25 protein-coding genes, 1 other RNA gene, 1 pseudogene and 1 riboswitch are annotated in these 23,255 nt (G+C 43.6%); of the genes and pseudogenes, 9 read left to right on the top strand and 18 right to left on the bottom strand.

Annotated elements, in window-relative coordinates; genetic code table 11:
* Positions 1 to 159: 159 nt before the first annotated feature.
* Positions 160 to 810, top strand: a complete 651-nt coding sequence (locus FKZ59_RS02135; RefSeq protein WP_181733156.1) for a YfbR-like 5'-deoxynucleotidase — start codon at positions 160 to 162, stop codon at positions 808 to 810.
* A 124-nt stretch (positions 811 to 934) separates the two neighbouring features.
* A non-coding RNA gene (ssrS, locus tag FKZ59_RS02130) (6S RNA) lies at positions 935 to 1,121 on the top strand.
* A 98-nt stretch (positions 1,122 to 1,219) separates the two neighbouring features.
* Here ssrS and FKZ59_RS02125 read toward each other — a convergent pair.
* From FKZ59_RS02125 to FKZ59_RS02105, 5 genes are all read right to left on the bottom strand, one after another.
* Positions 1,220 to 2,233 carry a ThiF family adenylyltransferase gene (locus FKZ59_RS02125; RefSeq protein WP_141601091.1) on the bottom strand — a complete coding sequence of 338 codons (1,014 nt, stop codon included), beginning with the start codon at positions 2,231 to 2,233 and terminating at the stop codon, positions 1,220 to 1,222.
* Positions 2,230 to 2,997 carry a thiazole synthase gene (locus tag FKZ59_RS02120; protein WP_141601090.1) on the bottom strand — a complete coding sequence of 256 codons (768 nt, stop codon included), beginning with the start codon at positions 2,995 to 2,997 and terminating at the stop codon, positions 2,230 to 2,232. The genes FKZ59_RS02125 and FKZ59_RS02120 overlap by 4 nt, the downstream gene beginning before the upstream one ends.
* A gap of 2 nt (positions 2,998 to 2,999) precedes the next feature.
* Positions 3,000 to 3,806, bottom strand: a complete 807-nt coding sequence (tenI, locus tag FKZ59_RS02115; RefSeq protein WP_181733141.1) for a thiazole tautomerase TenI — start codon at positions 3,804 to 3,806, stop codon at positions 3,000 to 3,002.
* Between the two features lie 32 nt (positions 3,807 to 3,838).
* Positions 3,839 to 4,525 (bottom strand): thiaminase II, encoded by a 687-nt coding sequence (gene tenA / locus FKZ59_RS02110; RefSeq protein ID WP_141601089.1) that lies wholly within the window; start codon positions 4,523 to 4,525, stop codon positions 3,839 to 3,841.
* Positions 4,526 to 4,633: 108 nt separating this feature from the next.
* Positions 4,634 to 4,736, bottom strand: a riboswitch (TPP riboswitch).
* A 108-nt stretch (positions 4,737 to 4,844) separates the two neighbouring features.
* A complete protein-coding gene (locus FKZ59_RS02105) occupies positions 4,845 to 5,846 on the bottom strand; it encodes a M23 family metallopeptidase (RefSeq protein ID WP_141601257.1) in 1,002 nt (333 codons plus the stop codon).
* Between the two features lie 257 nt (positions 5,847 to 6,103).
* Between FKZ59_RS02105 and FKZ59_RS02100 the strand changes: the two genes are divergently transcribed.
* On the top strand, positions 6,104 to 6,421 hold the full coding sequence (locus tag FKZ59_RS02100) for a thioredoxin family protein (protein ID WP_141601088.1): 318 nt from the start codon (positions 6,104 to 6,106) through the stop codon (positions 6,419 to 6,421).
* Positions 6,422 to 6,536: 115 nt separating this feature from the next.
* On the opposite strand, the gene FKZ59_RS02095 is transcribed toward FKZ59_RS02100, so the two are convergent.
* From FKZ59_RS02095 to FKZ59_RS14610, 9 genes are all read right to left on the bottom strand, one after another.
* Positions 6,537 to 7,013, bottom strand: a complete 477-nt coding sequence (locus FKZ59_RS02095) for an MFS transporter (RefSeq protein WP_181733140.1) — start codon at positions 7,011 to 7,013, stop codon at positions 6,537 to 6,539.
* A gap of 29 nt (positions 7,014 to 7,042) precedes the next feature.
* The gene (locus FKZ59_RS02090; protein ID WP_141601086.1) at positions 7,043 to 7,765 is read right to left on the bottom strand and encodes an MFS transporter; all 723 of its coding nucleotides are present in this window, start codon (positions 7,763 to 7,765) and stop codon (positions 7,043 to 7,045) included.
* A gap of 110 nt (positions 7,766 to 7,875) precedes the next feature.
* Positions 7,876 to 9,216, bottom strand: a complete 1,341-nt coding sequence (locus tag FKZ59_RS02085) for an LLM class flavin-dependent oxidoreductase (RefSeq protein ID WP_141601085.1) — start codon at positions 9,214 to 9,216, stop codon at positions 7,876 to 7,878.
* Positions 9,217 to 9,259: 43 nt separating this feature from the next.
* Positions 9,260 to 10,279 (bottom strand): ABC transporter substrate-binding protein, encoded by a 1,020-nt coding sequence (locus FKZ59_RS02080; RefSeq protein WP_141601084.1) that lies wholly within the window; start codon positions 10,277 to 10,279, stop codon positions 9,260 to 9,262.
* Between the two features lie 59 nt (positions 10,280 to 10,338).
* Positions 10,339 to 11,157, bottom strand: coding sequence for an ABC transporter permease (locus tag FKZ59_RS02075; protein ID WP_141601083.1), 819 nt, complete (start codon positions 11,155 to 11,157; stop codon positions 10,339 to 10,341).
* A 15-nt stretch (positions 11,158 to 11,172) separates the two neighbouring features.
* Positions 11,173 to 11,973 carry an ABC transporter ATP-binding protein gene (locus FKZ59_RS02070; protein WP_141601082.1) on the bottom strand — a complete coding sequence of 267 codons (801 nt, stop codon included), beginning with the start codon at positions 11,971 to 11,973 and terminating at the stop codon, positions 11,173 to 11,175.
* Between the two features lie 299 nt (positions 11,974 to 12,272).
* On the bottom strand, positions 12,273 to 13,622 hold the full coding sequence (locus FKZ59_RS02065; RefSeq protein WP_141601081.1) for an LLM class flavin-dependent oxidoreductase: 1,350 nt from the start codon (positions 13,620 to 13,622) through the stop codon (positions 12,273 to 12,275).
* 28 nt (positions 13,623 to 13,650) lie between these two features.
* Positions 13,651 to 14,991: an LLM class flavin-dependent oxidoreductase gene (locus FKZ59_RS02060; RefSeq protein WP_141601080.1), complete on the bottom strand. Its 1,341-nt coding sequence runs from the start codon at positions 14,989 to 14,991 to the stop codon at positions 13,651 to 13,653.
* A 229-nt stretch (positions 14,992 to 15,220) separates the two neighbouring features.
* Positions 15,221 to 15,382 (bottom strand): hypothetical protein, encoded by a 162-nt coding sequence (locus FKZ59_RS14610; RefSeq protein WP_181733139.1) that lies wholly within the window; start codon positions 15,380 to 15,382, stop codon positions 15,221 to 15,223.
* Between the two features lie 105 nt (positions 15,383 to 15,487).
* Here FKZ59_RS14610 and FKZ59_RS02055 point away from each other — a divergent pair, with 105 nt between their 5' ends.
* A complete protein-coding gene (locus tag FKZ59_RS02055; RefSeq protein WP_141601079.1) occupies positions 15,488 to 17,104 on the top strand; it encodes a multicopper oxidase family protein in 1,617 nt (538 codons plus the stop codon).
* A 233-nt stretch (positions 17,105 to 17,337) separates the two neighbouring features.
* Entirely contained in the window at positions 17,338 to 18,117 is a 780-nt protein-coding gene (locus FKZ59_RS02050) for a DUF4097 family beta strand repeat-containing protein (RefSeq protein ID WP_141601078.1), read from the top strand.
* 64 nt (positions 18,118 to 18,181) lie between these two features.
* Here FKZ59_RS02050 and FKZ59_RS02045 read toward each other — a convergent pair whose 3' ends face one another.
* The 4 genes from FKZ59_RS02045 to FKZ59_RS14605 all read right to left on the bottom strand — a co-directional run bounded on the left by FKZ59_RS02045 (position 18,182) and on the right by FKZ59_RS14605 (position 21,810).
* Positions 18,182 to 19,537, bottom strand: a complete 1,356-nt coding sequence (locus FKZ59_RS02045) for an IS1096 element passenger TnpR family protein (RefSeq protein ID WP_141601077.1) — start codon at positions 19,535 to 19,537, stop codon at positions 18,182 to 18,184.
* A gap of 148 nt (positions 19,538 to 19,685) precedes the next feature.
* Complete coding sequence (locus FKZ59_RS02040) at positions 19,686 to 20,435, bottom strand: hypothetical protein (RefSeq protein ID WP_141601076.1); 750 nt, start codon at positions 20,433 to 20,435, stop codon at positions 19,686 to 19,688.
* A 211-nt stretch (positions 20,436 to 20,646) separates the two neighbouring features.
* On the bottom strand, positions 20,647 to 21,144 hold the full coding sequence (locus FKZ59_RS02035; RefSeq protein WP_141601075.1) for a DinB family protein: 498 nt from the start codon (positions 21,142 to 21,144) through the stop codon (positions 20,647 to 20,649).
* Positions 21,145 to 21,312: 168 nt separating this feature from the next.
* Positions 21,313 to 21,810: a hypothetical protein gene (locus FKZ59_RS14605; protein WP_181733138.1), complete on the bottom strand. Its 498-nt coding sequence runs from the start codon at positions 21,808 to 21,810 to the stop codon at positions 21,313 to 21,315.
* A gap of 287 nt (positions 21,811 to 22,097) precedes the next feature.
* On the opposite strand from FKZ59_RS14605, the gene FKZ59_RS02025 reads away from it, so the two are divergent.
* From FKZ59_RS02025 to FKZ59_RS02010, 4 genes and pseudogenes are all read left to right on the top strand, one after another.
* Positions 22,098 to 22,277 (top strand): hypothetical protein, encoded by a 180-nt coding sequence (locus FKZ59_RS02025; RefSeq protein ID WP_141601074.1) that lies wholly within the window; start codon positions 22,098 to 22,100, stop codon positions 22,275 to 22,277.
* Positions 22,278 to 22,280: 3 nt separating this feature from the next.
* Positions 22,281 to 22,550, top strand: coding sequence for a hypothetical protein (locus FKZ59_RS02020; RefSeq protein ID WP_141601073.1), 270 nt, complete (start codon positions 22,281 to 22,283; stop codon positions 22,548 to 22,550).
* 24 nt (positions 22,551 to 22,574) lie between these two features.
* Positions 22,575 to 23,045: a transposase family protein gene (locus FKZ59_RS02015; RefSeq protein ID WP_081162459.1), complete on the top strand. Its 471-nt coding sequence runs from the start codon at positions 22,575 to 22,577 to the stop codon at positions 23,043 to 23,045.
* Between the two features lie 34 nt (positions 23,046 to 23,079).
* Positions 23,080 to 23,255: pseudogene (locus FKZ59_RS02010) on the top strand (hypothetical protein); the annotation flags it as partial.

Here is a 23,255-nt window from a genome sequence, read left to right as displayed (position 1 = left end):
TTTCTAAGTATAACATGTATCTTATATACCTTTTTTTATAAATTCAGTGACAATCTTCTTGTCTATAGATTGCCCGTTTCCCCCGCTTTTTTTGCTTGCAGTTTAAAAGGCTGCCTGATGGGTAAACTATGATGTAATGAATTAATCATCATGATAGGAGTGTTGACAATCGGAATCCATCGATTTTTTACAAGCTTAAATGACTTGGAGCGCATTTTCCGCGCCCCGGGGCGATTTAAATTTGAAGAACATAATGTAGCCGCCCATTCCTGGAAAGTGGCCCAATACGCCCTATTCTTTGGAACCCTTGAAGAAATGCACGGCGCTAAAGTGAATTGGAAATCCCTTTATGAAAAAACAATTAACCATGATTTTGCGGAAGTGTTCATCGGCGACATTAAGACGCCGGTCAAACATGCAAGCGAAGAATTGAAGCAAATGCTTGCCCATGTAGAAGAAAAAATGATGGAAAAATTCATTAAGGAAGAGATTCCACCGGAATTTCAGGAAATCTTTTTCAAGCGGATGAAAGAAGGAAAAGATGGGACGCTGGAAGGCCGACTTTTGGAATTTGCCGATAAACTTGACCAATTTTATGAATCCTTTGCCGAGCTGAAGCGGGGCAATACGGACAAAGAATTCATCATTATGTATCAGCAGGCATTGACGAATCTCCTTCAAATGCCTTTGAAGGTAAGTGTCCATTATTTCCGGAATGTCATTTTGAAGGATGTGATGAAAGAAGATACTCAAATCGATGTCGCCAAATTGACAAATGAAATTTTGGATAAAATTAAGCCTCAAGACTGACATAACGGATCCAATCGAGACTTTTTATTTTGCTCAAAATTCTTCTGTTTTTCCATATTAAACATTTGACTTTTTATTAAAAAGATACTTACTTGAATACGATTACATATTCCTTTACCATTACATTAAGCTGCGTTGTTCGTTGACATATTAAGTTTTAACCTTTGAACTGAAATAGGGAGTTCTAGATCGAAGATGGAATGGCGGGCGTCATCCACATGGACTGACGATATACAGGAAATCTTCTGCGGACACCCACCTGGTGGAGTTGTGGTTTTAAAACTCTAATATTCCGGCAAGGCAGCTTACATTGAAATGCGGCCCTCCTTTAAGGGAGGGCTCTTTATTTTGGAATGATAAAAAGCGGAGAATTTGTTCTCCGCTCGTACCCTTAAACAACTGTCTTCTTCTATGCACCTACATATCTCTGATACAGTATCTTTGCCTTTTCTTTTTCTTTTGTCCCGTGGATCAATGCCCTCCCATCTTGAAAGAGGACAATTTGTACATCTTCTGCCTGGAATGAAATTAAATATGGATTCGCCTTTAAGTCTTCCACAATGGGTTTAAGCCTTTTGGAAATCTGTTCAAAGGAGATCTGCTGTTTCTGCTGCGGACGGATTTGCACCGTATTTCTCCCGCATAATACCGCTGTTTTCAACCCCGTTTCCTTTGTCAAATATGGATATGAGGGATTGTCGCCGCATGAAGGGCAATCTTGCTTTTTTAACGATGACACATCTATGATGGAATGTTCCCTTTTCCATACATCGAAGGAAACCAACTGTTTGGAAACTTCACCGGATGCCAGATATTTCAACGCTTCCGCGGACTGATACGAAGCCACCATTTGCACCGCCGGTCCGATGACACCGACCGTATCACATGTCATGCCATCGGAAGGAATCACTTGCAGCAGGCAATGGTAGCACGGTGTTTGTTTCGGGACGATGGAAACGGTCAGCCCATAACTTTTCACAACAGCCCCGTGTATCCACGGAATGCCGTGCTTCATCGCCACATCATTGATGAAAAACCTTGTCTCGAAATTATCCGTTCCATCAATGATGAGGTCGACATCCTTTACAACGTCTTCCATCTCAATCGAAAAATCCCCTACAATCCCTTCGATTTGTATAGCGGAATTGATGGTTTGCAAATGTTTCTGGGCCGCAACGGCTTTTGGCAGCTTATTTTTTGCGTCTTCTTCCGTATAAAGCTGCTGCCGGCCGAGATTCGTCCAATCGACGTAATCCCGGTCAATGATGGTGATTTTGCCGATGCCGGCCCGGGCCAACATCTCGGCATTCGCGCAACCCAACGCTCCCGCCCCGACGATCAGCACATGGCTTTTCAACAACTTTTTCTGCCCTTCCTCGCCAATGGGAGAAAACAAAAGCTGCCGCGAATACCGTTCCATTATGATGTGAGCATCCCTTCCGCCGGACTCGAAGCGACCGCATAGCGTTTTTTCGGAATTCTTCCCGCTTCATAGCCGAGTCTTCCTGCTTCAATCGCCAATTTCATGGCTTTTGCCATTTTTACCGGATCTTTTGCGCCTGACACTGCGGAATTCAATAAAATGCCGTCCGCCCCCAATTCCATTGCAATCGCACAATCGGCAGGGGAACCGATGCCCGCATCGACAATAACCGGAATTTTCGACTGTTCGATGATGAGCGAAAGGTTCAACGGATTGACAATCCCCTGTCCGGAACCGATTGGGGAAGCGCCGGGCATAATGGCGTGAACCCCCAATTCCTCCAGTTTTTTGGCCAAGACCACATCATCAGAAGTATATGGCAGAACAATGAAGCCTTCCTTCAACAGCATCTCTGACGCCCTCAATGTTTCAATCGGGTCCGGAAGAAGGGTTTTGTCATCGCCGATCACTTCCACTTTCACCATATCGCAAAGTCCGGAAGCTTTTGCAAGTTTCGCTATTCTTACCGCTTCTTCCGCCGTTTTTGCCCCTGCTGTATTTGGAAGCAGAGTATATTTTGAAAGATCCAGCATTTCCAAGAAATTGGGCTGGGATGGTTCGTAAATGTTCATTCTTCTTACGGCGAACGTCAATATTTCGGCTCCGGAAGCTTCCACCGCTTCCTTTTGAATCTCAAAATTCGGAAATTTCCCTGTACCCAGCAACAATCTTGATTTAAAAACTTTGTCTGCAATTTTTAACATCATTATCCCCCTCCCACAAAATGGACAATCTCAATTTTATCTCCTTCATTCACCGGCTGATTGCCGTATTGTTCTTTCAGCACAATTTCGCCGTTTTGCTCCACAACGACGATGCGGTCCTGCAATTTGAAAAAGTTCAATAAATCCTCCACATTTTGGACATGGTCTTCCACTTCCGTCTTCTGGCCATTAATGTAAAGCTGCAACCTCGCTCCTCCTTCAAAGTCCTTTTTTAACAGGGCGGCCGCTTCCTTGGGCTGATTCGACGAAAAAATATGGGACATTACCGCAATGCCGCGCGCTTTTTTCTCCAGCACTTTTTTGGCGTTCGCCGGCGTAATTCCGCCAATGGCGATCACCGGAATCTTTACTTTTTCCACAACTTCTCCTAGGGCATCCAGCCCTCTTCCTGCCAGTCCTTTTTTGCTGTCCGTTTCAAATATATGGCCAAAGATGCAGTAATCTGCCCCCGCTTCTTCGGCCGCTTTCGCTTCTTCCGGCGAATGGGTGCTGACCCCCACCCTCATGTGGGGATAGGCGGTTTTCACTTTAACGGCAGGAAGACCGTTTGCAGGAAGATGGATATTTGGAATTCCTGCAAGCAGTGCGACATCAAGCCTGTCATTGATGACCAGCCTTTCTTTGGCCACCCCTGCATGAATGAGTTCTTCTATTAGAACCATCAATTCTGCGGGGGATTTTTGTTTTTCGCGTATGTGAATGTAATCAACAATCCCGGAGATTGAAACGATGATTTCTTTCAGTTCCTCATTTGTTTTTTTCCCGTCTGTAATGGCATGAAGTTCCAATGCAATGCCTTCCTTCCATCAAAATTCGGGCCTTACACGCTTACCTGTTCATCCATCGGCCACATTTGTTTACGGTAGGCCATATCCCAGAACATATATTCAAAACGGGTCGTATTCAGAAAAATATCCTCCAATCTCAGAAGCTCAGATTCCGGCTTTCCTTCCGCCAGCTCATTCAGCAAATCGAAGTTCCATTGCGCAGACTGGCCAAACTCTTCCGAACTGTATGTTTTGATCCAGTCACCATACAATTCATGCTCTTTTGCCCCCTCAATTTTCGCAAGCTCGCAGCCAATTTCCCAATAGCTCCATGCGCAGGCGAAATGGGCGGCCACCAATTCTGCAAGGGAACCGTTTTGGGCTACAGCCAGCATATAGTGGGTGTAGGCAAGGGTCACCGGAGACGGTTCCGCTTCTTCCAGTTCCCTTTCTGTAATGCCGAAGCGGCTGGCATAGTTTCTATGCAGCTCCATTTCCCCATTCATCGTATAATAAAGCAAATTGGCGAAGATGGTCATGACTTCAAGATTTGTCGCTTTCACCGCGCCTAAAGCGAACAATTTGGAATATTCAATTAAATATAGATAGTCCTGAATCATGTAAAAACGGAATTTGCCGGGGTCCAAAGTGCCTGCCCCCAACTCTTTCACAAAAGGATGTTCATGGTTTTTTCTCCAAACGGATTGGTACTTTTCAAATATACGATCCGTAAACTTCATCGCACTTCCCCCATCCCATGATAAAATAAATAAAAAAAGCCACTTCATAAAAGAAGTGGCTTTAAAACTCGAATTCCATTTTCAGAAAAAACACACTTATAGACACACGAGTCCCTAAAACCACTTCCCTTCGCTAGCATTACCTAGTTCAGGTTCAAAGGGTTGAGGCATCGCCTCTCTCAGCTAATCCATAGCACCCCTAGTGGTGTAATGCTTTTATTAAATTTGATTTACCCTCATTGTTGCATAAACCGAGAAAATTTTCAATACCTAACATTGAAATTAAAAAAGTTGCCCCAGCGTTTTGGCTAAGGCAACCTTATGATTTTTGCTGTTTTTTTGTCTGTTTTTCCCATTGCAAGAGATGAGGATATGGATCAAAAGCCCATTCCGTCCGCCCATTGAACTTATACATGCCATAGTGCAAATGGGGCGGGAATTTGCCGCTTGTCCCCTCTTTGCCGTATCCCGAGCTTCCGACACCGCCGAGAACCGTTCCCGGTTCTACGATATCGCCCACCTTCAGCCCTTTATTGAAATAGGCCAAATGGGCATAATAGTGGTATGTGTTGTGATTATCCCGGATGCCGACTCTCCAGCCTCCAAATTGATTCCAGCCCATTACTTCCACCACTCCATATGAGGTGGATAAAACCGGCGTTCCGTATCCCGCAAATATATCCGTTCCTTCGTGGATTCTTCTTCCGCCCCAGCCGCGGCTGGCGCCCCAAGTACCTTTGTAGCTGTAGTTGTACCCGCGGACGGGAATCGGAAAAATATGTTTGTCCAGCCGAATGGTATTGAAATGTTTATAAAGCTTATCAATGGTCATAATTTGATTGATAATCTTTTCATCTTTGTAATATTCCCACAAAGCCGTTTTAAAATCTTCTTCCGACGGCCCAAATTTATTTAAATAGCTGGCCATCGTAAAAAGGATATCCTGGTCGTCATTTCTGTCCGCCTTGCCATCGCCATTTCCGTCAAGGCCATTGCCTCCAAAATATTGAATCGTAAATGGCGCGGTATCCTCGATATTGGGGTTGAACTCGCCTGCCCAAAATTCATGGGAAAACTGGATGGCGATGACGCTTTCCCTCTTTGGTATATCCTTTCGCACTTCTTGAATATTTCGTTCATATTGGTCGATTGCAGCCAAACGATGCCACGGAACAAATGGAGTTTCATAGCTTTTATACAAATCCATTCTTTCTTTGTAAACATCTTCCTTATTTTCGTTTGCATTTGCAAAAACAGGAAAGAACAATGAACATGCAACCGCTAAACTTAAGGAGAGAAAAATTTTTCGAATCACGCCCATCCTCCTTTCTTCCATTAGAATATCCCGAAAATTTCAAAGCATGTGTCCTTTTCAACTTGTAAAATTTTCACGGCACCTAAAAAACGTGCTTAACATTAGTTGTTAAGCACGTTTGTCATCAAGAGCCCTTTTTTGCGTCAACCGTTCTCTGCAAGAAAAGGGAGCATTATAATCAGAGTAATGCAGTTTGTTTTATAGCAAATGTTGTGATATTATACCTTTTATTAATAGATAACATACATTTGGGGGAATAATAGATGCAAACACTTGAATCCATCGAACAATTCAGCGAACTAAAAAACGAAGAGCGTGTAATATTTGTGTTTTCTGCCGATTGGTGCAAAGACTGTATTTTTATTAAACCATTCCTTCCGGCAATCGAGGAAAAATATTCCCAATATGCCTTTATTTTGGTAGACCGCGATCAATTTATCGATTTATGCGGTGAACTTGATGTTTTTGGAATTCCGAGTTTCATCGCCTACCACAAAGGCGAAGAAATCGGCCGTTTTGTCAGCCGTGACCGCAAAACACAGGAAGAAATCGAAAACTTTATCGAAGGATTAAGCGTTTAATTCCGGCATTATTGTCAGACCCCCTATCGAATTCAGCGATAAGGGGGTTCCGTTTTTGAATTCTGAACGAAATCAGTACTTTCGTTAATTCTTCATCATATATGCCTGCTTTTCTTTATTCCCATAAACCATTATAATAGACCGGCATACAAATCAATGCAATGCAGGATGCCAACAAATAAAGCAAACGGAAGCCGACACCTTCGATAATATGGCCCAAAATATATGGACCCAAGCCGAATCCTAAATCCAAAAACATAAAGTAGGTTGCGGTTGCATGTCCCAAACGGGATGGCTCCGCATTTTTCACCGCAATCATTTGGGCGGCTGAATTAAAATTGCCGAACCCCAGTCCCATGCAGGCTGCCGCCAAAAGAACCATCCAAGTGGCCGTAGACCGGCTATAAATGAACATGCCCGTCGCAAATAATAATATGCAAGGATACACTACGATATTGGCTCCGCGTGAATCGATTACTTTCCCTGTAAAAGGTCTTGAACAAATGACGCTGATGGAATGTATTAGAAAGAAATAGCTTGCGGCCTCCATCAATCCCGTTTCTTTTCCATAAAGGGTCAAATAGGAGGTCACGCTCGAAAAGCCGAACCCGATCGCCAACATCAGCAGAGAGATTGGAATCGCTGTTTATCGATATAATCGGAAATGTTGAAAACCTTTGCTTCCTTTTCGTGATCCGGCTGATTTGCAGGAGGAAGCTGTATGCGGGCCAAGTGAATAATGATTAAACAGACGATGACTGTCACAACATTCGTAGTAAACAGCCATCGAAATCCATTGTTTAAGTCAATGAACAGCATGCCCAGAAACGGCCCGATGGCTGCCCCTAGCACATTGCTCAAGCCATAATAACTGATTCCTTCCCCTTTTCTGGAAGAAGGTACAATTTGAACACAAATGGTGCTTAAAGCGGTGCTTGCCAGACCCAGCATAAAACCATGGAAAATGCGGGTTAAAAGCAGCGTTTCCACGCCTTTGACGAAAAAGTAACTCAATGAAAACATCACATGAAAATCGCTAACGACGTCAGATGGCTTGCAAGCGACGAAAAAGTAACTCAATGAAAACATCACCGCTCCGAGCAGCCCGGCATTTAGTACACGGAATATGCCAAATCTCCCTATCAGTTTTCCTACTAATACCCTACCAAAAAGGCATCCAAGAACGAAAATGCTCGCTGACAAACCTGCCGTACTCACTTTTACTCCGTATGTTTCAACAGAAAAATTGGCCATCGTTACCATGAACAAGAAATTCATGATGGTCAGCAGAAAATTCACAAAGGATGTAATGATGAAATCCTTTGTCCAGAGATTCTCTTCCAAGCTTCTACACCTCTATTGCAATTAAGAACTTTTTCTCGGGCTGAATTTAAATCGCATATAAATTTGAAAAAAGGACGATCAAATTTTCCATACTCTTTTAGTGCCAATTTTTAAACGAATGATTTTTTTACAAACTGATTGGCAGGTCTTTTCAAACCTAAATGTTCGCGCAATGTGGAGCCCTCGTATTCCGTTCTGAAAAGGCCCCTTCTTTGCAGCTCCGGAATCACCAACTCCACAAAGTCGTCCAGGCCGTCCGGGTATGTCGGCGGCATGATATTAAAGCCGTCCGCCGCTTCATTCTCGAACCATTCCTGCAATTGGTCGGCGATTTGTTCCGGCGTGCCGATGATCTCGCGGTGGCCGCGGGCTCCGGCAATGCGTTGGTACAACTGGCGGATGGTCAGGTTCTCGCGTTCCGCCAAATCCCTTACTAATTGGGAACGACTCTTAATGCCATTGATTTCGGATACATCCGGCAGCTCCGGCAGCGGTCCGTCCACCGGGTAGCCGCTCAAATCCACTCCCAACTGCTGGGACAATAAAGATACCCCCAATGATTCCGGAATCAAATCCAAAAGCTTCCGGCGTTTTGCCTCCGCTTCCTCGATGGTTCTGCCGACAATCGGATAGACGCCCGGCATGATTTTCAGCTCATCCGGATGGCGTCCGTATTTGTCCATGCGGCTCTTCACATCCCTGTAAAACGCCTGCGCTTCTTCCAGTGTCTGCCATGCCGTGAAAATCACCTCTGCAGTCCGGGCGGCCAGTTCCTTCCCCGCTTCGGAAGATCCCGCCTGCACAATGACCGGATAGCCTTGCACCGGGCGGGCGATGTTCAACGGCCCCGTCACGCTGAACCATTTGCCTTCATGGCGGATTTCATGCACCTTTTCCTTGTCCGCAAATTTTGCGTGTTCCTGATCAAAGACAATGGCGTCATCTTCCCAGCTGTCCCACAACTTTTTCGCCACATCCACGAACTCCTCCGCCCGTTCGTAGCGATCGGCATGCACCGGTTCTTCTTTGTACCCAAAATTATTGGCAGCTTCTATTCCGTAACTTGTCACAACATTCCATCCGGCCCGGCCGCCGCTCAAATGGTCCAATGAAGCGAATTTGCGGGCCACGTTGAACGGTTCGTTGTAAGTGGTGGATACGGTGCCGACCAATCCGATTTTGGAAGTCACCGCGGCAAGGCCCGACAATAAGGTGAACGGTTCAAAATAAGCGGTATGTTCATGTTCAAAACCCTTGGATCGATATCTTGCCGATACACCATCCGCCAAAAACACCATATCGAACTTGCCGCGCTCGGCGGTCAGCGCCTGCTGCTTCGCAAATTCAAAGTTCAGTACGTTTTCGGCCTTGGCCGCCGGATATCTCCATGCCACGGCATGATGGCCCGGAAGCATCAAAAATGCCCCCAGTTTTAATTGTTTTTTCGCCATACCCAATCACTCCCATTGATTTAGTTGTATTTAAAATAAAAAATTATTTAGAGTATGGATTAAATTCATTAGTGTATATGTCCTTCGCTTTCACTTGCCCTTCTTTGATTACACCGTTATTTTCTAACCATTCAATCCATACTTGGAAATCTTTTTCCAAAATGATGCCACCTTCACTGGCAATCCCTGTACTTTTCCAATATTTAACATTTTCTGTAGTTTCATTCCCCGGACGTGCTTTGATAATTTCTTCCATCTTTGCAATGACTTCTTCGCGAGGAGTTGTTCTTGCCCATTCAATTGCCTTCGCTACACCTTCTACAAACGTTCTCACTGTATCCGGGTTTTCTTCTATATACTTATCAGAGAAGAAGTATGTGCCTGCTACAAACTCGCCAAATAAATCGGTGTCTTTAAAGAGCAATCTTAATCCTCCATTTTCTACTGCTTTATCACGTGCAATCCCGCTGAGGGCAATCACATCAACTTGCCCCGAACGTAAAATTTGTTCGGCACTGCTTGTCGGGATTACAACCAATTCTACTTTTTGAATTTCATCCTCTGACAGACCGTTGTCTTTCAAGTATTGCTTTAAAGCAATTTCAGCATGTGCCCCTAAAATGTTTACACCCACTTTTTTGCCAATCAGATCTTTCGCTTCTTTAATATTTGAAGTTTCCAATGTATAGTAGCCCAGATACGTATCTTTATCGCTGCCATAATAGGAAATGACCGACTTTATTTTTACCCCTTGAGCTCTCGATTTTGCAATTGCGCCATTAAAGCTGCTGCCAAAGTCCGTTTCCCCGGTAGCCGTTAGTTGGATGCTTTCAGGGCCTCCCTTATAATCTCCTACTTTTTCAAGCTTTATATCACCAAGATATCCCAATGCGTATGCTAATTCCGCAAACGAAACAGCCCCGGCGGTACTTTGATATTCCAATACTGTATCTTGCTTGTTTTCAGCTGAAACACTTTTTTGGGTATCCTCTTTGCTTTCGCCGCATGCAGTTAAAATAAGCAGAATTGAAGCAATAAACAATAATGAGAATAATTTTTTCATTTAAATAACCACCTTTTATTTAGTAAACCTATTATTTTAGTATTTTTAAGCGAAAATTGTTACTGTTTCCATCTTGAAAAATAGTTTTCTATGCTCGAAAGTCCGTAGTTAATGATCAGTCCTAATATTGAAATTGTGAGAATCCCCGCATACATCTCAGGAATTAAAAAATTATATTGGGTATATGTGATAAAATAACCCAGGCCAGCTTTCGCCCCTACCATTTCAGCAGCGATAAGAACCAAAATGGCACCTGTTCCTGCCATCCGGACTCCGGTAAAAATTGTCGGTACAGAAGCAGGTAAAATCACTTTATAAAACAGCTTAATCGAAGAAATATTCATTGAACGCGCTGATTTTATCAATAAGGGATCCACATTTTTTACTGCAGAAATTGTATTCAATAGCACCGGCCAAGTACAAGCGAATAAAATAATTGAGACCTTTGAAAGCTCTCCAATACCTAGAATCAAAATAAACACTGGAAGCAAAGCTAACGCTGCGGTATTGCGGAATAATTCCAGTATCGGTGTCAACAAATCCCGCATTAACGGATACCAGCCAATAATTAAACCTAAAGGAATTGCTATGGCCAAAGCCAATAAAAAGCCGAATAATGATCGCAAAATGCTTGATTTAAAATGAAACCACAATTCCCCGGACTTAATTAATTCCCACCATGCGTTGACCACATCCGAAAAAGGAGGTAAGAATGTCGCTTCTACGATTCCTAACTTTGGTGCAAATTCCCAAATGAACAGAAACAGAATGATTACAATCGAAGATTTAAAGAGTTTCGTTAAGAAATGTAATTGTGAATCTTGCTTGTGCAGCTTACTCTTCTTGATATACCCAACAGATTTTTTAATGGATACCATTTTGCAGTCCCTCCTTTAAATATTCGCCCCGATAAATTCCGATTCGTGCAGTAAGCTCCACACTTCATGCCGGGCTTCCACAAATTTTGGATTTGATTTGATATCCGCATCCTCCAGCCAGTTCTTCAGCGGAATATCGACGATTTTTTTGACCGTGCCGGGATTGGCCGTCAGTACCACGACCCGCTGGCCGAGATACACCGCTTCATCAATGCCGTGGGTCACAAACAGGATCGTCTTTCCCGTCTTCTCCCAGATGCGCAGCAATTCCGCCTGCAGCGTCTCCCGCGTTTGCGCATCCAGGGCAGCAAACGGTTCATCCATCACCAGCACCTCCGGATTAAAGGCCAGGCTTCTCGCGATGGCCACCCGCTGCTTCATGCCCCCGGACAGCTCATGGGGATACCGGTCGGCAAACTTCTTCAATCCGACCAGATCCAAATAATGATCCGCCCGCTCTTTCCATTCGCTTTTCGGAATCCCTTTCGCTTCCAGGCCGAACTCGATATTGCCCCGGGCGGTTTTCCATGGAAACAGCGCATACTGCTGGAACACGATTCCCCGGTCCAGCCCCGGCCCGTCAATTTCCCGGCCGTCGATCAGAATCCGGCCTTTCGTCGGCCTGGAAAGCCCCATCAACAGATCCAGCAGCGTGGACTTCCCGCATCCGCTCGGCCCAACCAATGTGATGAACTCTCCCTCTTTTACGGAAAAATCAATGTCCTGAATGGCCGTAAATTCACGCAATGCGCCTTTTTTCTGGTCATCCCGGATCAAAAATTTTTTTGTTACTCTTTCGAATTTGATCTTCTCCATCGCTTGCCTCCTTAAATATGATTAAAATAATATATTTACTATGTTTATAGTGCAAAATGTTTGCCGTTTACCCCCTGATTCTCCTTGAAGCTTCTATCCATTTCCCTTGAAGGCGTCCATCAGTTATTCCAAACAGCATGGGAGAATCAAGTTTTTCCTATCTTCTTTAGGAGGCCCCTTTATCTTATTCATGTCGATAAAGGAGCCTCCTTTGGTTAAGTCGGCTTCCGAATCCCTTTTAAAACTCACCGTTCTTAAACTTTATATAATACAAATCATCTTTGTATAATAGGGATTAATCACACATTTACTGTCCCAATTTTTTGTTTGATAAACGGATTTACAGGCCGTTTCAATCCGAGATTTTCCCGCAATGTTGAACCTTTATATTCTGTTTTAAAGATTCCCCGGCGCTGCAATTCCGGAATGACAAGTTCCACTATATCGACCAATCCTTGAGGGAAAGTCGGCGCCATGATATTGAACCCGTCCGCCGCTTCGTTTTCAAACCATTCCTGCAACTGGTCCGCCACCTGCTCCGGCGTGCCGACAATCTCGCGGTGACCGCGGGCTCCGGCGATATTGTTATATAATTCCCGCAATGTTTTTAATCCTTTTCTTTCTACAATTCCTTTGACGATATTGGAACGGATATTCGGATCTGTATGATCCCGTTGTTGCCCTTCGAAATCCGGAATTGGACCATCAAAATCGTAGCCCGATAAATCAAAGCCCACATATCTGGATAAATAGGCCAATCCCACTTCAGGCGTAATATAGTTGTTCAACTGTTCATGTTTTGCTTTCGCTTCTTCTTCCGTTTTCGCCACAATGATGAAAGCCCCGGGCATGATTTTTAAATCTTCCGGCTCGCGTCCGTATTTCGCCAATCGGCCTTTCAAATCCCTGTAGAACTTTTGGGCATCCTCCAATGTTTGCCATGCGGTGAACACGACTTCGCCATGTTTGGCCGCCAATTCCTTTCCTGCCTCCGAAGAGCCTGCCTGCACTAGCACCGGATGTCCTTGCGGTGTGGAAGGGGCATCCAATGTTCCTTTTACTTTAAAGTACTTTCCTTCATGGTTCACTTCCGTCACTTTATCAATATCGTAGTAACGTCCGCTTTCCTTATCGATTACCAGCGCCTCTTCATCAATGGAGAACCATAATTTTTTCACTACCTCCACAAATTCTTCCGCGCGTTCATAGCGCTCCGCATGGGCATAATGTTCATCGCGGCCGAACAGGAGCGCCTCCCGTTCATTCGCTGATGTTACGATGTTCCAGGCCGCGCGCCCATTTGATAAATGGTCGATCGCCGCAAATTTGCGGGCCACATGGAACGGGTCGTTATAGGATGTTGTCAAAGTGGCCGTTAAACCGATATTTTTCGTCACCGCCGCCAAAGCGGAAATGATCACTACCGGATCCAGTTTTAAACCGGAATGGGCATTTTCCAAAATCGGCTGACCGAATACATCGGCAAAGAACAAGTTATCAAACTTTGCGTTTTCTGCAATTTTCGCAATCTCTTTTAAATAGGATAGATTTGTGATCTTGCGCACTTCTGTTTCCGGATGTCTCCAGCTCGCCACATGGTGGCCAGGTAAATTGATAAATGCTCCTAATGCCAACTGTCTTTTTGTCATATCCAATACACTCCTTAATCAAGATTTTTTATACTAATGTTTTCTTCGCAAACTGATTGGCAGGTCTTTCCAAACCTAAATGTTCGCGCAATGTGGAGCCCTCGTATTCCGTTCTGAAAAGGCCCCTTCTTTGCAGCTCCGGAATCACCAACTCCACAAAGTCGTCCAGGCCGTCCGGGTATGTCGGCGGCATGATATTAAAGCCGTCCGCCGCTTCATTCTCGAACCATTCCTGCAATTGGTCGGCGATTTGTTCCGGCGTGCCGATGATCTCGCGGTGGCCGCGGGCTCCGGCAATGCGTTGGTACAACTGGCGGATGGTCAGGTTCTCGCGTTCCGCCAAATCCCTTACTAATTGGGAACGACTCTTAATGCCATTGATTTCGGATACATCCGGCAGCTCCGGCAGCGGTCCGTCCACCGGGTAGCCGCTCAAATCCACTCCCAACTGCTGGGACAATAAAGATACCCCCAATGATTCCGGAATCAAATCCAAAAGCTTCCGGCGTTTTGCCTCCGCTTCCTCGATGGTTCTGCCGACAATCGGATAGACGCCCGGCATGATTTTCAGCTCATCCGGATGGCGTCCGTATTTGTCCATGCGGCTCTTCACATCCCTGTAAAACGCCTGCGCTTCTTCCAGTGTCTGCCATGCCGTGAAAATCACCTCTGCAGTCCGGGCGGCCAGTTCCTTCCCCGCTTCGGAAGATCCCGCCTGCACAATGACCGGATAGCCTTGCACCGGGCGGGCGATGTTCAACGGCCCCGTCACGCTGAACCATTTGCCTTCATGGCGGATTTCATGCACCTTTTCCTTGTCCGCAAATTTTGCGTGTTCCTGATCAAAGACAATGGCGTCATCTTCCCAGCTGTCCCACAACTTTTTCGCCACATCCACGAATTCTTCAGCCCGTTCATAGCGTTCCGCATGCAACGGTTCTTCCTTGTAGCCGAAGTTGTTGGCGGCCTCGATTCCATGGCTTGTCACAACATTCCATCCGGCCCGGCCGCCGCTCAAATGGTCCAATGAAGCGAATTTGCGGGCCACGTTGAACGGTTCGTTGTAAGTGGTGGATACGGTGCCGACCAACCCGATTTTGGAAGTCACCGCGGCAAGGCCAGACAATAAGGTGAACGGTTCAAAACGAATCGTTGAATGCTGTTCAAAAGCGTGGGACCGGTAACCGGCTGTCGGCCCATCCGCCAAAAACACCATATCGAACTTGCCGCGCTCGGCGGTCAGCGCCTGCTGCTTCGCAAATTCAAAGTTCAATAAATTTTCCTTCTTTACATTTGGATATCGCCATGCTGCCACATGATGGCCTGGAAGCATTAAGAAGGCCCCAAGTCTCAATTGTCTTTTCGACATATACAACAACTCCAATCTATTTAGTAGTATTTAAAGATTGTGCTAGGTATGGGATTTGCAAAAAATATAATCCCGTTTATACAAACCTATTTACTATGTTTAAATGCGAAAAATTTCACAAGGGTGTTCCCCATCGTTGACCTTTCCGTATGGAAATGATTCAAAAAAAGAATTTTTCTTTTTCCCGCCCCCCTCCACTTTCTTCAAAAAAACAAGAGGCTCCCTCATCTTAATAAGATAAAGGAGCCTCTAGTGGTTTAGTCGGCCAGAATGTTTTTGTTTTATTTTGAGAATAAGGATAATGAAATCCGATCACTCTGTCAATCCCGATTCCGGCAATTTCATTATAGAAAATTTCTATCATCAATCCATTTTTTCTATTAATATCCAATTCCACCCTCCTTCCGATGATTCCGTATTAATCCATTTCCATTGAAACATATGGCGGCCCCAATGAATAAGATAATTATTAAAATATGCTCAAAGGATGTGAAAAATGGCAAAAACGAAGGTAAATCCGAAAGACCCTTCAACGGTGCCGAAATTTGTAACGGCATTAAAAAAACCTTCAGTCGCCAAACCAAAGCCCCACCCCGACTATCCGTCCAATTCTTATTTTGAAATTGTCATGAAAGAATCGCTCCATCGGTTCCACCGGGACTTTCCCCTTACAAAAATCTGGGGCTATGACGGCCTTTATCCGGGGCCGACCATTGAAGCAAGAAAAGATAAAACGATTTACGTGAAATATGTAAATAGGCTTCCGAAAAAACATTTTCTTCCTGTCGACCGTTCGCTGCACGGTGTGGGAGACTCGCCGGAAGTCCGTTCCGTCGTACACGTGCATGGAGCCCATGTCGATTGGGAAAGCGACGGGCACCCGGAAGCATGGTATACACAAAATTATGAATATACCGGCCCAAAATTCAGAAGAAAGGTGCACAAATATACAAACCACCAGCCGGCAGCCACCCTTTGGTATCACGATCACACAATGGCCATGACTAGGCTCAATGTTTATGCAGGGCTGACAGGATTTTATCTTATTCGGGATGCTTTGGAAGACAGGTTGAATTTGCCAAAGGGGGATTATGAGTATCCTCTTCTTATCCAGGACAAATCGTTCAATGAAGACGGTTCTCTGTTTTATCCGGACCGTCCGCCGGAAAATGCCCCGTTCCCAATCCCTGCACCATTTATCCCAACAATTGTCCCATTTTTTAACGGGGATTTCATGGTTGTCAACGGCAAAGTTTGGCCGTATTTGGATGTCGAACCGAGAAAATACCGGTTCCGTATTTTAAACGGTTCCAACGGTTCCACTTATAGAATTCAGCTTGATAATGGAGCCCCGTTCCATCTGATCGGTACGGATGGAGGTTTTTTAACTGCTCCTGTGGAAGTTCCGTCCATCGATCTGATGCCGGCGGAACGGGTTGATGTAATTGTCGATTTCTCCAAATTTAAAAAGGAAAACATCAAATTGATCAATGCGTTGTTGGATGAAACCGACCCGAAAAGGGACATTATGTTGTTCCGCGTAATCAAACCTTTAAAGGGGGAAGATACAAGCGAAATTCCGGCAAAACTTGCGGAATCCATGGATTTGCATGAACATCACGCCCAAACCGTCCGCAAATTGCCACTATCCGTAGGTACAGACCAATACGGCAGAATCATGATGATGCTCGACAACAAAATGTTCCATGAGCCTTGCACCGAGAAGCCGGCTTTGGACAGCATCGAGATCTGGGAATTCATCAATGCAACCCCGATTCCCCATCCGATACACATTCATCTGATCCAGTTTCAAATTCTCGATCGCAGGCCGTTTAATGTGGATGTGTATCAAAACAGCAACGGGGAAATTCTGGAATTTACAGGCGATCCGGAGCCTCCGCTTGATTTCGAAAAGGGCTGGAAAGATACAGTGAGAGCGCCAAGCGGAATGGTTACAAGAGTCATCATGCATTGGAAAGAACATGCGGGAAATTATATCTGGCATTGCCACTTGCTCGAACACGAAGACCATGATATGATGCGGCCGATCAAAGTGGTGGATGCAGTATCCGCCCATCACCCTCAAGAACATGACAAATCCCAAAGACATTAAAACTAAAATTATGTCTGCTTTTGCAAATGACAAAAGCGGCTCCTGATCGACATACTTTTGCAAAAAATCTACTTTTCCCCAAATCATCTTTTTTTTTGCTTCTTCTAATTTTTTATTCCCAAATTTATTTCCCTACTTCTCAGGTCTTAGAATGAAATAAATCTGCAGAATGTTGTTGTCCCTCCATTTTTTGTCTAATATGTTGTTAGACAAAAAAATTCTAGGAGGCTCCCATGAAAAAAACCGTTTTAGCCATCGTCATCTTATTGTTGCTTATCAGTTTATTTTTCAATGTCCCGAATTGGTTCCTGTCCCAAGAACACCGTGCAGAAGTAACAAATGAAATAGATTCCATCAAGCTGGACACGAAAGGTGTGGATACAACGATCATTTCCAAAAACCAGGACTATGTGGAAGCGGAATTAAAAGGGAAAGGAAATGTCTCCCTTTCAAAGAAAGGGAATACAATTGAAATCGAGTATCACCGCCAATGGTTTTCTTTGTTGAATTTTGGAAGGGGGACAAAACTTATTGTTACCATTCCTGAAAAATATGACCGCGATTTAAAATTGGAAGTGGCTTCCGGAAATATTGACTTTCAATTGTCTGATGACACGGTTCTTAATTCATTGGAAATGGAAGTCGGCTCCGGCGACATTAACATCGGCTCCCTTCATACAAAATCCACTTCGTTGGATGTCGCTTCAGGAGATATCGATATCAAGCATTTTACAGGCGAACTGGATATCGAGGTTGCTTCAGGAAACGTCTCCATTCAGCTTGATCAATTAGCCGGTGACATTGAGGCGGAAGTAAATTCAGGAAGAGTCGCCCTTGATTTGCCAAAAGACAGCAGCTTCAACATTGATGGAAAAACATCGAGCGGCACAATCAAAAATCATTTCCCTCTGAAAAATGAAGTAGCGGAAAAAGATCGTTTGCGCGGAACTTATGGTTCAGGAAAATATGACATCCACCTGGATGTATCCAGCGGAACAATAGAAATCAAATAGCAAAAAAACAAGGCGGCAACCAATCCATGAGAGACATGGACCGAGAATGCCGCCTCTGCTCTTCTTATCGCCCGCAACATTTTTTATATTTTTTTCCGCTTCCGCAATGGCAGGGATCGTTGCGCCCGATTTTTGCCCCCGCCACAATTTTGGTTTGCTTCGGTTTTGAAAGATCCGCCAATTCCTTCGGCGTATATCCCCGATTATCCCAAAGCCTTGTTGTATTTGCGACGGTAAAAATCATTCTTGTTACTTCGTTTACCTGATTCATATCTTCAAAGGCGAATAGGTTCAAAAACTCTTTCATCGTAATATTGAATTGGTAATTCTTTATTCTCATTTTCCATACGAGTTCGTCGATCATTTCCTGAACCGGCCTGTTTTCAGTCCGTTCAATTTTTTCCAATAATCTTGCCAGTTCCCGGTGATATTTCGTTTTTTCATAATAAAATTCATCTTTATACTTGAGCAATTCCTCTTTTTCAGGAATATAGAAAGGCTTGCCGATAACATACTGCTCCAATTTTTCCGTAGCCTTGCTCTCTTCAAGGGATTTGTGGACAAAGCGATCCAGTTTAATAACGACATTGGATTCTTCCAATTGTTTTTTGTAGCGCGAATCAGTTGCAATGGCCAGCAGATCCTTGTTCGTAATTTTTGGCTTGTTTTGCAAATTATAAATTTGAATGACTTTATAATACGGAACAATACCATACAAGTTCGTACAGCTTACAATATAATCGAAAATCAAATCTTTATTCGTCACTTGTTCGGGATCGATTACTTCAGACCCGCGATATTTATCGGATATGACGATATAGTTTTCATGATGGATATGTTCCCACTCGGTCTTTTTAAATTTCACATTTTTTAGTAGTGCATTGATTTGGTCCATGTTTAATGGTTTATACCCCATCGATTCTGCCCATTCCCTGCTTGAAGTATATTGCGGGTGGGTCGGTTCATGGATGATTTCCAGAAACTTCATATAGCCGGCTGGTCCTCCGACATCTTCCGGCGGCGCCATCCCACCGCCGTCCAGCAAAGTGGGATAACCAAAGTAATAATCGTCTACCGTATCCTCCAAGGTAATCGCAATCTCCCATTGGTCCCCAAAATCGTATTGATAAATCATTTCGCCGGTTTCCTCTATATATTGGTCAATTTTTATGCGGGTCGGCCGTTTCACTTTTTTGCCGTCTACTTCCTTTTGCCCGATCAACTCTTCACTATTCGTTATAATGGCGTCCTCCAACGGAAAGCAAAATGAATGGTACGGTTCCAGATAACTTTTAAAGTTGGTTACATATTGAATGGTTTCGTGTAGCCGATTAAAAGTTGCTCCAGCCGGTATAATCACCCGTCTCCATACTTCCGGTTGAATTCCTTTAAATGATAGTTTCAAGATATAAGCTTTCATCGTTTCACCTTACTTTCTACTATAATCGAACTGATTCGCTGACAATTGACTATTATATTATATATAAATGCCCTCGCAAAAATAGAATCTCTCCCATTTCTTATATGAAAATAAAAGAAAAATATGAATAAAAAAGGTAGCTAAGATCTTAGCTACTGTAGTTCAGCCATCTCTTTTCCACTATAAAAAACGCCTCTTCCAAGTAATTTTTCAGCTCCTGGAATCTGTCAATCTCAGGGGACATGTGAAAATCTTTCTTTAATATTCTCAAAAATTCCAGCAGCTTATGTTCTTCCATTGTTGCTTTATTGTAGTTATTTATTAAATCTTCCAACAGATATATTGAGATTTTGTTTAAGAAGTTTTCGCTCCAAAGCCATCTGTATGAAAGGACCTTCAATGCCTCATCATTTCCCAGGATCATCGTCAGCACAAAAGCCATGCCATAAATCTTTTGGCATTTCAATACGTCATCCAGCAATTGATCATCTTTAAATTCACTTTTTTCAATCGAATTATAGGCATGTTCCAAATAACGGAAAAATACATCGTAAGTCGCTAAATTTTTTGCTTCTCCACGTCCCTCGAAATACGCTGCCGCATTGAAGTACCGGTAAAGGGCATTCATGATTTTCGCATCTCCATAGCGAATCCTTATCTGCAAGTTTGTAATGATTTCATCCGGGCTTATTGTAATCATCGGCACGCCCGTTTCATTTCGGACATCCGTTTTTAAGTCAATAAATAAAAACACTTCATTCAAATAGGGCAAGATGTAATTTTGTGCAATCTCTTTATACTCCCTGGATTTTTCTTTTCTTTTTTCCTGCATATATAAAAATGCTTGAGAAAGAATGAACATGACAAAAATTGCCGACCCCATGGCAACAATGGACACCTTGGACTCTCCCCTTTCCCTTCTCCAAAAAAATCTTTTTTGTAACAAAATAGACACAACTTTATAGTATATATATTTGTGTTAAAGAAAAATTATTCAAAAGATTGTATGATTAAAAGAGAAGTTTAGTATATCAAAATTCGACTTTATGATTTGGAATAAATTAAAACACCTTCGATTATGCCTTTTTGCAATAATCGAAGGTGTTTTTTCATTTAGCCTTTTTCAACAAGGATTCTTTGATTTCTTCAATTTGTTGCAGATGCCGCTCTTCATGATAGCCGATCAATGAAACCCACTGGCGAATCGATAGCAGCCCGTACCTTCTATGGATGAAGGATTTATTTTCCAATTCTTCTTCGCTTACCCCTTCAATGCTTTTCAATAACGCTTCTCTCGACTTGCTCAATTTCCGTTTCAGCTCTTCAAGAGTTTGAAACTCTCCGGAAGGTGTCAGATCATCCGGCGCAACACGCTTCACTGTCCTGTCCAATATGTGATGAAGGGGTTTTTCTTCAACAGGATTGTATTCATCTTTTGATAGCGTTTCCAAAATTCCGTCTACTGTATTCATTTCCATTAAATATAGGTGTTCCAACACCTGGGCAATCGACCATTTCCCCTTTTCCGGAACTTCGTTTAATTGTTCATCCGACAAGAAGCATACGCTGTTCAATACCTTCTCTCTCGTTTGCTGTATTTTTTCCACTCCGCCTACCCTCCTTTTTCTTTCTAATGATTATTCTTATAAATTAAAAAAAAGAACCATTGGAACAATTAAAATTATGTAAAACCTTGATAAGGGGCATCTGTTCCGAGCGTTATTGAGGGAACTCCTCCGCTTCAACAAACCCCTTATCAAAACAATCAGCGGAGATCAGTAGCATTGGAAAAATGCAATTCGATGGCGGTTCAACACTTCATATACCCAGCCCCGGTTGCCTCTCCAACGGAAACCGAAAATGGAATTTCCAAAGGCAAACATCGGATAGAACCAAAAGCTATTCCCGTTTGTCAACCAAATAAATGTATTTCGGAAGAAACATCTACCGATTCCACGGCCACCGCCGCGGCGGGAAAATTCCGCTGTTCCTTGGAAGGTACTGAGTTGAGGGGTAAAGCTTGGCGGTGGAGCTGCAGGCGGCGTCATTTGGCCCCCAATAGGCGGCATGCCCGGCGAGCCCGGAAATCCTCCAGGAAAACCCGGCCCTCCTCCCGGTACGCCTGGAAGTCCCCCCGGAAAACCTGGACCTCCCCCCGGAACGCCCGGAAATCCTCCAGGAAAACTTGGCGGCTGTGTTCTTCCGAATCCTCTGCGAGTTGCATCATCAAAACGCTCAAAGCCGTCTTGATTTTCATTGTAAAAAGGATACACTTTTTCTTCCCCCTTATTCTTCAAACTATCTTCAATGTATGCCATTCATCGGTTACTGCGTAGGCACCTATGCTGATTCATAAAGAAAAGTGGGAAATTAAAACCTAGTTAAACAGTTAGTTTAGTAGGTATTATACCAAAAATGAACCCTTTCTTAAAGGGATATTCTTCAGAATAGATTTTATAAAGAATTGTTAATATTACCAATATTTAATTTTATTACGAAACTTATTTCCCTTTCATTCGTACTTATTATATATACGTCTTCGTTAAGGAGGAAGTCGAGGATGATCGGAAAATTTTTTAAATATTTGCTGGGCGGAAAACGCATTTCTTCTTCCAACTATCATCGTTACGTCAAAAAACATAATTATTACGGACACCATTATTACAAAAGGGGACATAGAAGAAGCGCTTTTTTCCGTTCCGCTCACTTCTTCAGTTCGAAAAGCTTCTTCAGCAGCTAATATATGATTCGGGATTTAATCGAAAACAAAACCCATCACTTATTCAAACAATTTATAGATGAACATACAAATTATGCCGTCAAAGAAGTGATGGGAGCTGGAGCTTACGGTATTACCTATTTGCTAATAGAAAAGCGGTCCGGAAAAAAATATGTCCTTAAACGTCTAAAATCGAAACATCGGAATTCCAAAAAATTGCGCCAACGATTCCAAAAAGAAATGGTTCTTACGCTAATTTGGGGAAGTGACTTTCTATTAACTACACTGATATAATAAAAAGAAAAGGAGTGTATGACGATGGCTCATCTTTCCTGGTCTCCTCTCAGTCCAACTATCGAACTGCTGGATATATCTGATGTCGGTAATAGTTTGCGTTTAACGGTAAAAAGCATCCGTGAGTCTTCTCCCTGTCCTGCCTGTCATCATATTTCCTCCCGCCCGCATAGTCGGTATACACGTGTGATTCAAGATCTTCCTATCGCCGATCAGCCTGTTTCTCTTCTGCTTATTTCTCGAAAATGGTTTTGTGATTCTCCTGTTTGTCCCGTTAAAGTATTTACAGAGCGTTATGATTGGCTGGCACCGCATGGCCGCCGTACCCTTCGGGCAGAACACATCTTGCGGCAAATTGCTTTTTCTACCAGCTGTCTCTCTGCACAAAAGGTGGCGCAATCCGTCCATCTTCCTGTCAGCCATGATACATTGTTAACCATCATTCGGAAAACCTCTATTCCTGTAGAGGTGTCTCCCTTTCCTCGGAGTCGATGATTTCGCTTTTCGAAAAGGACATACGTATGGAACCATCATTTGCAATTTAGACAATCATCATCCTGTTGCGCTTTTGCCTGATCGGCTGCCACAAACACTAACCGAATGGCTGAAATCATATTCTCATGTACAAGTGATGAGCAGGGATGGGTTTACAGGATTTCGTCAGGGGATTACGAATGCCAACCCTTCCATCCTTCATGTATATGA

Source organism: Ureibacillus terrenus, from assembly GCF_006569205.1.
Classification (GTDB): Bacteria; Bacillota; Bacilli; order Bacillales_A; family Planococcaceae; genus Ureibacillus; species Ureibacillus terrenus.
Note: the sequence above shows the minus strand (reverse complement) of the source record. Positions and strands in the feature narration are given on the sequence as shown.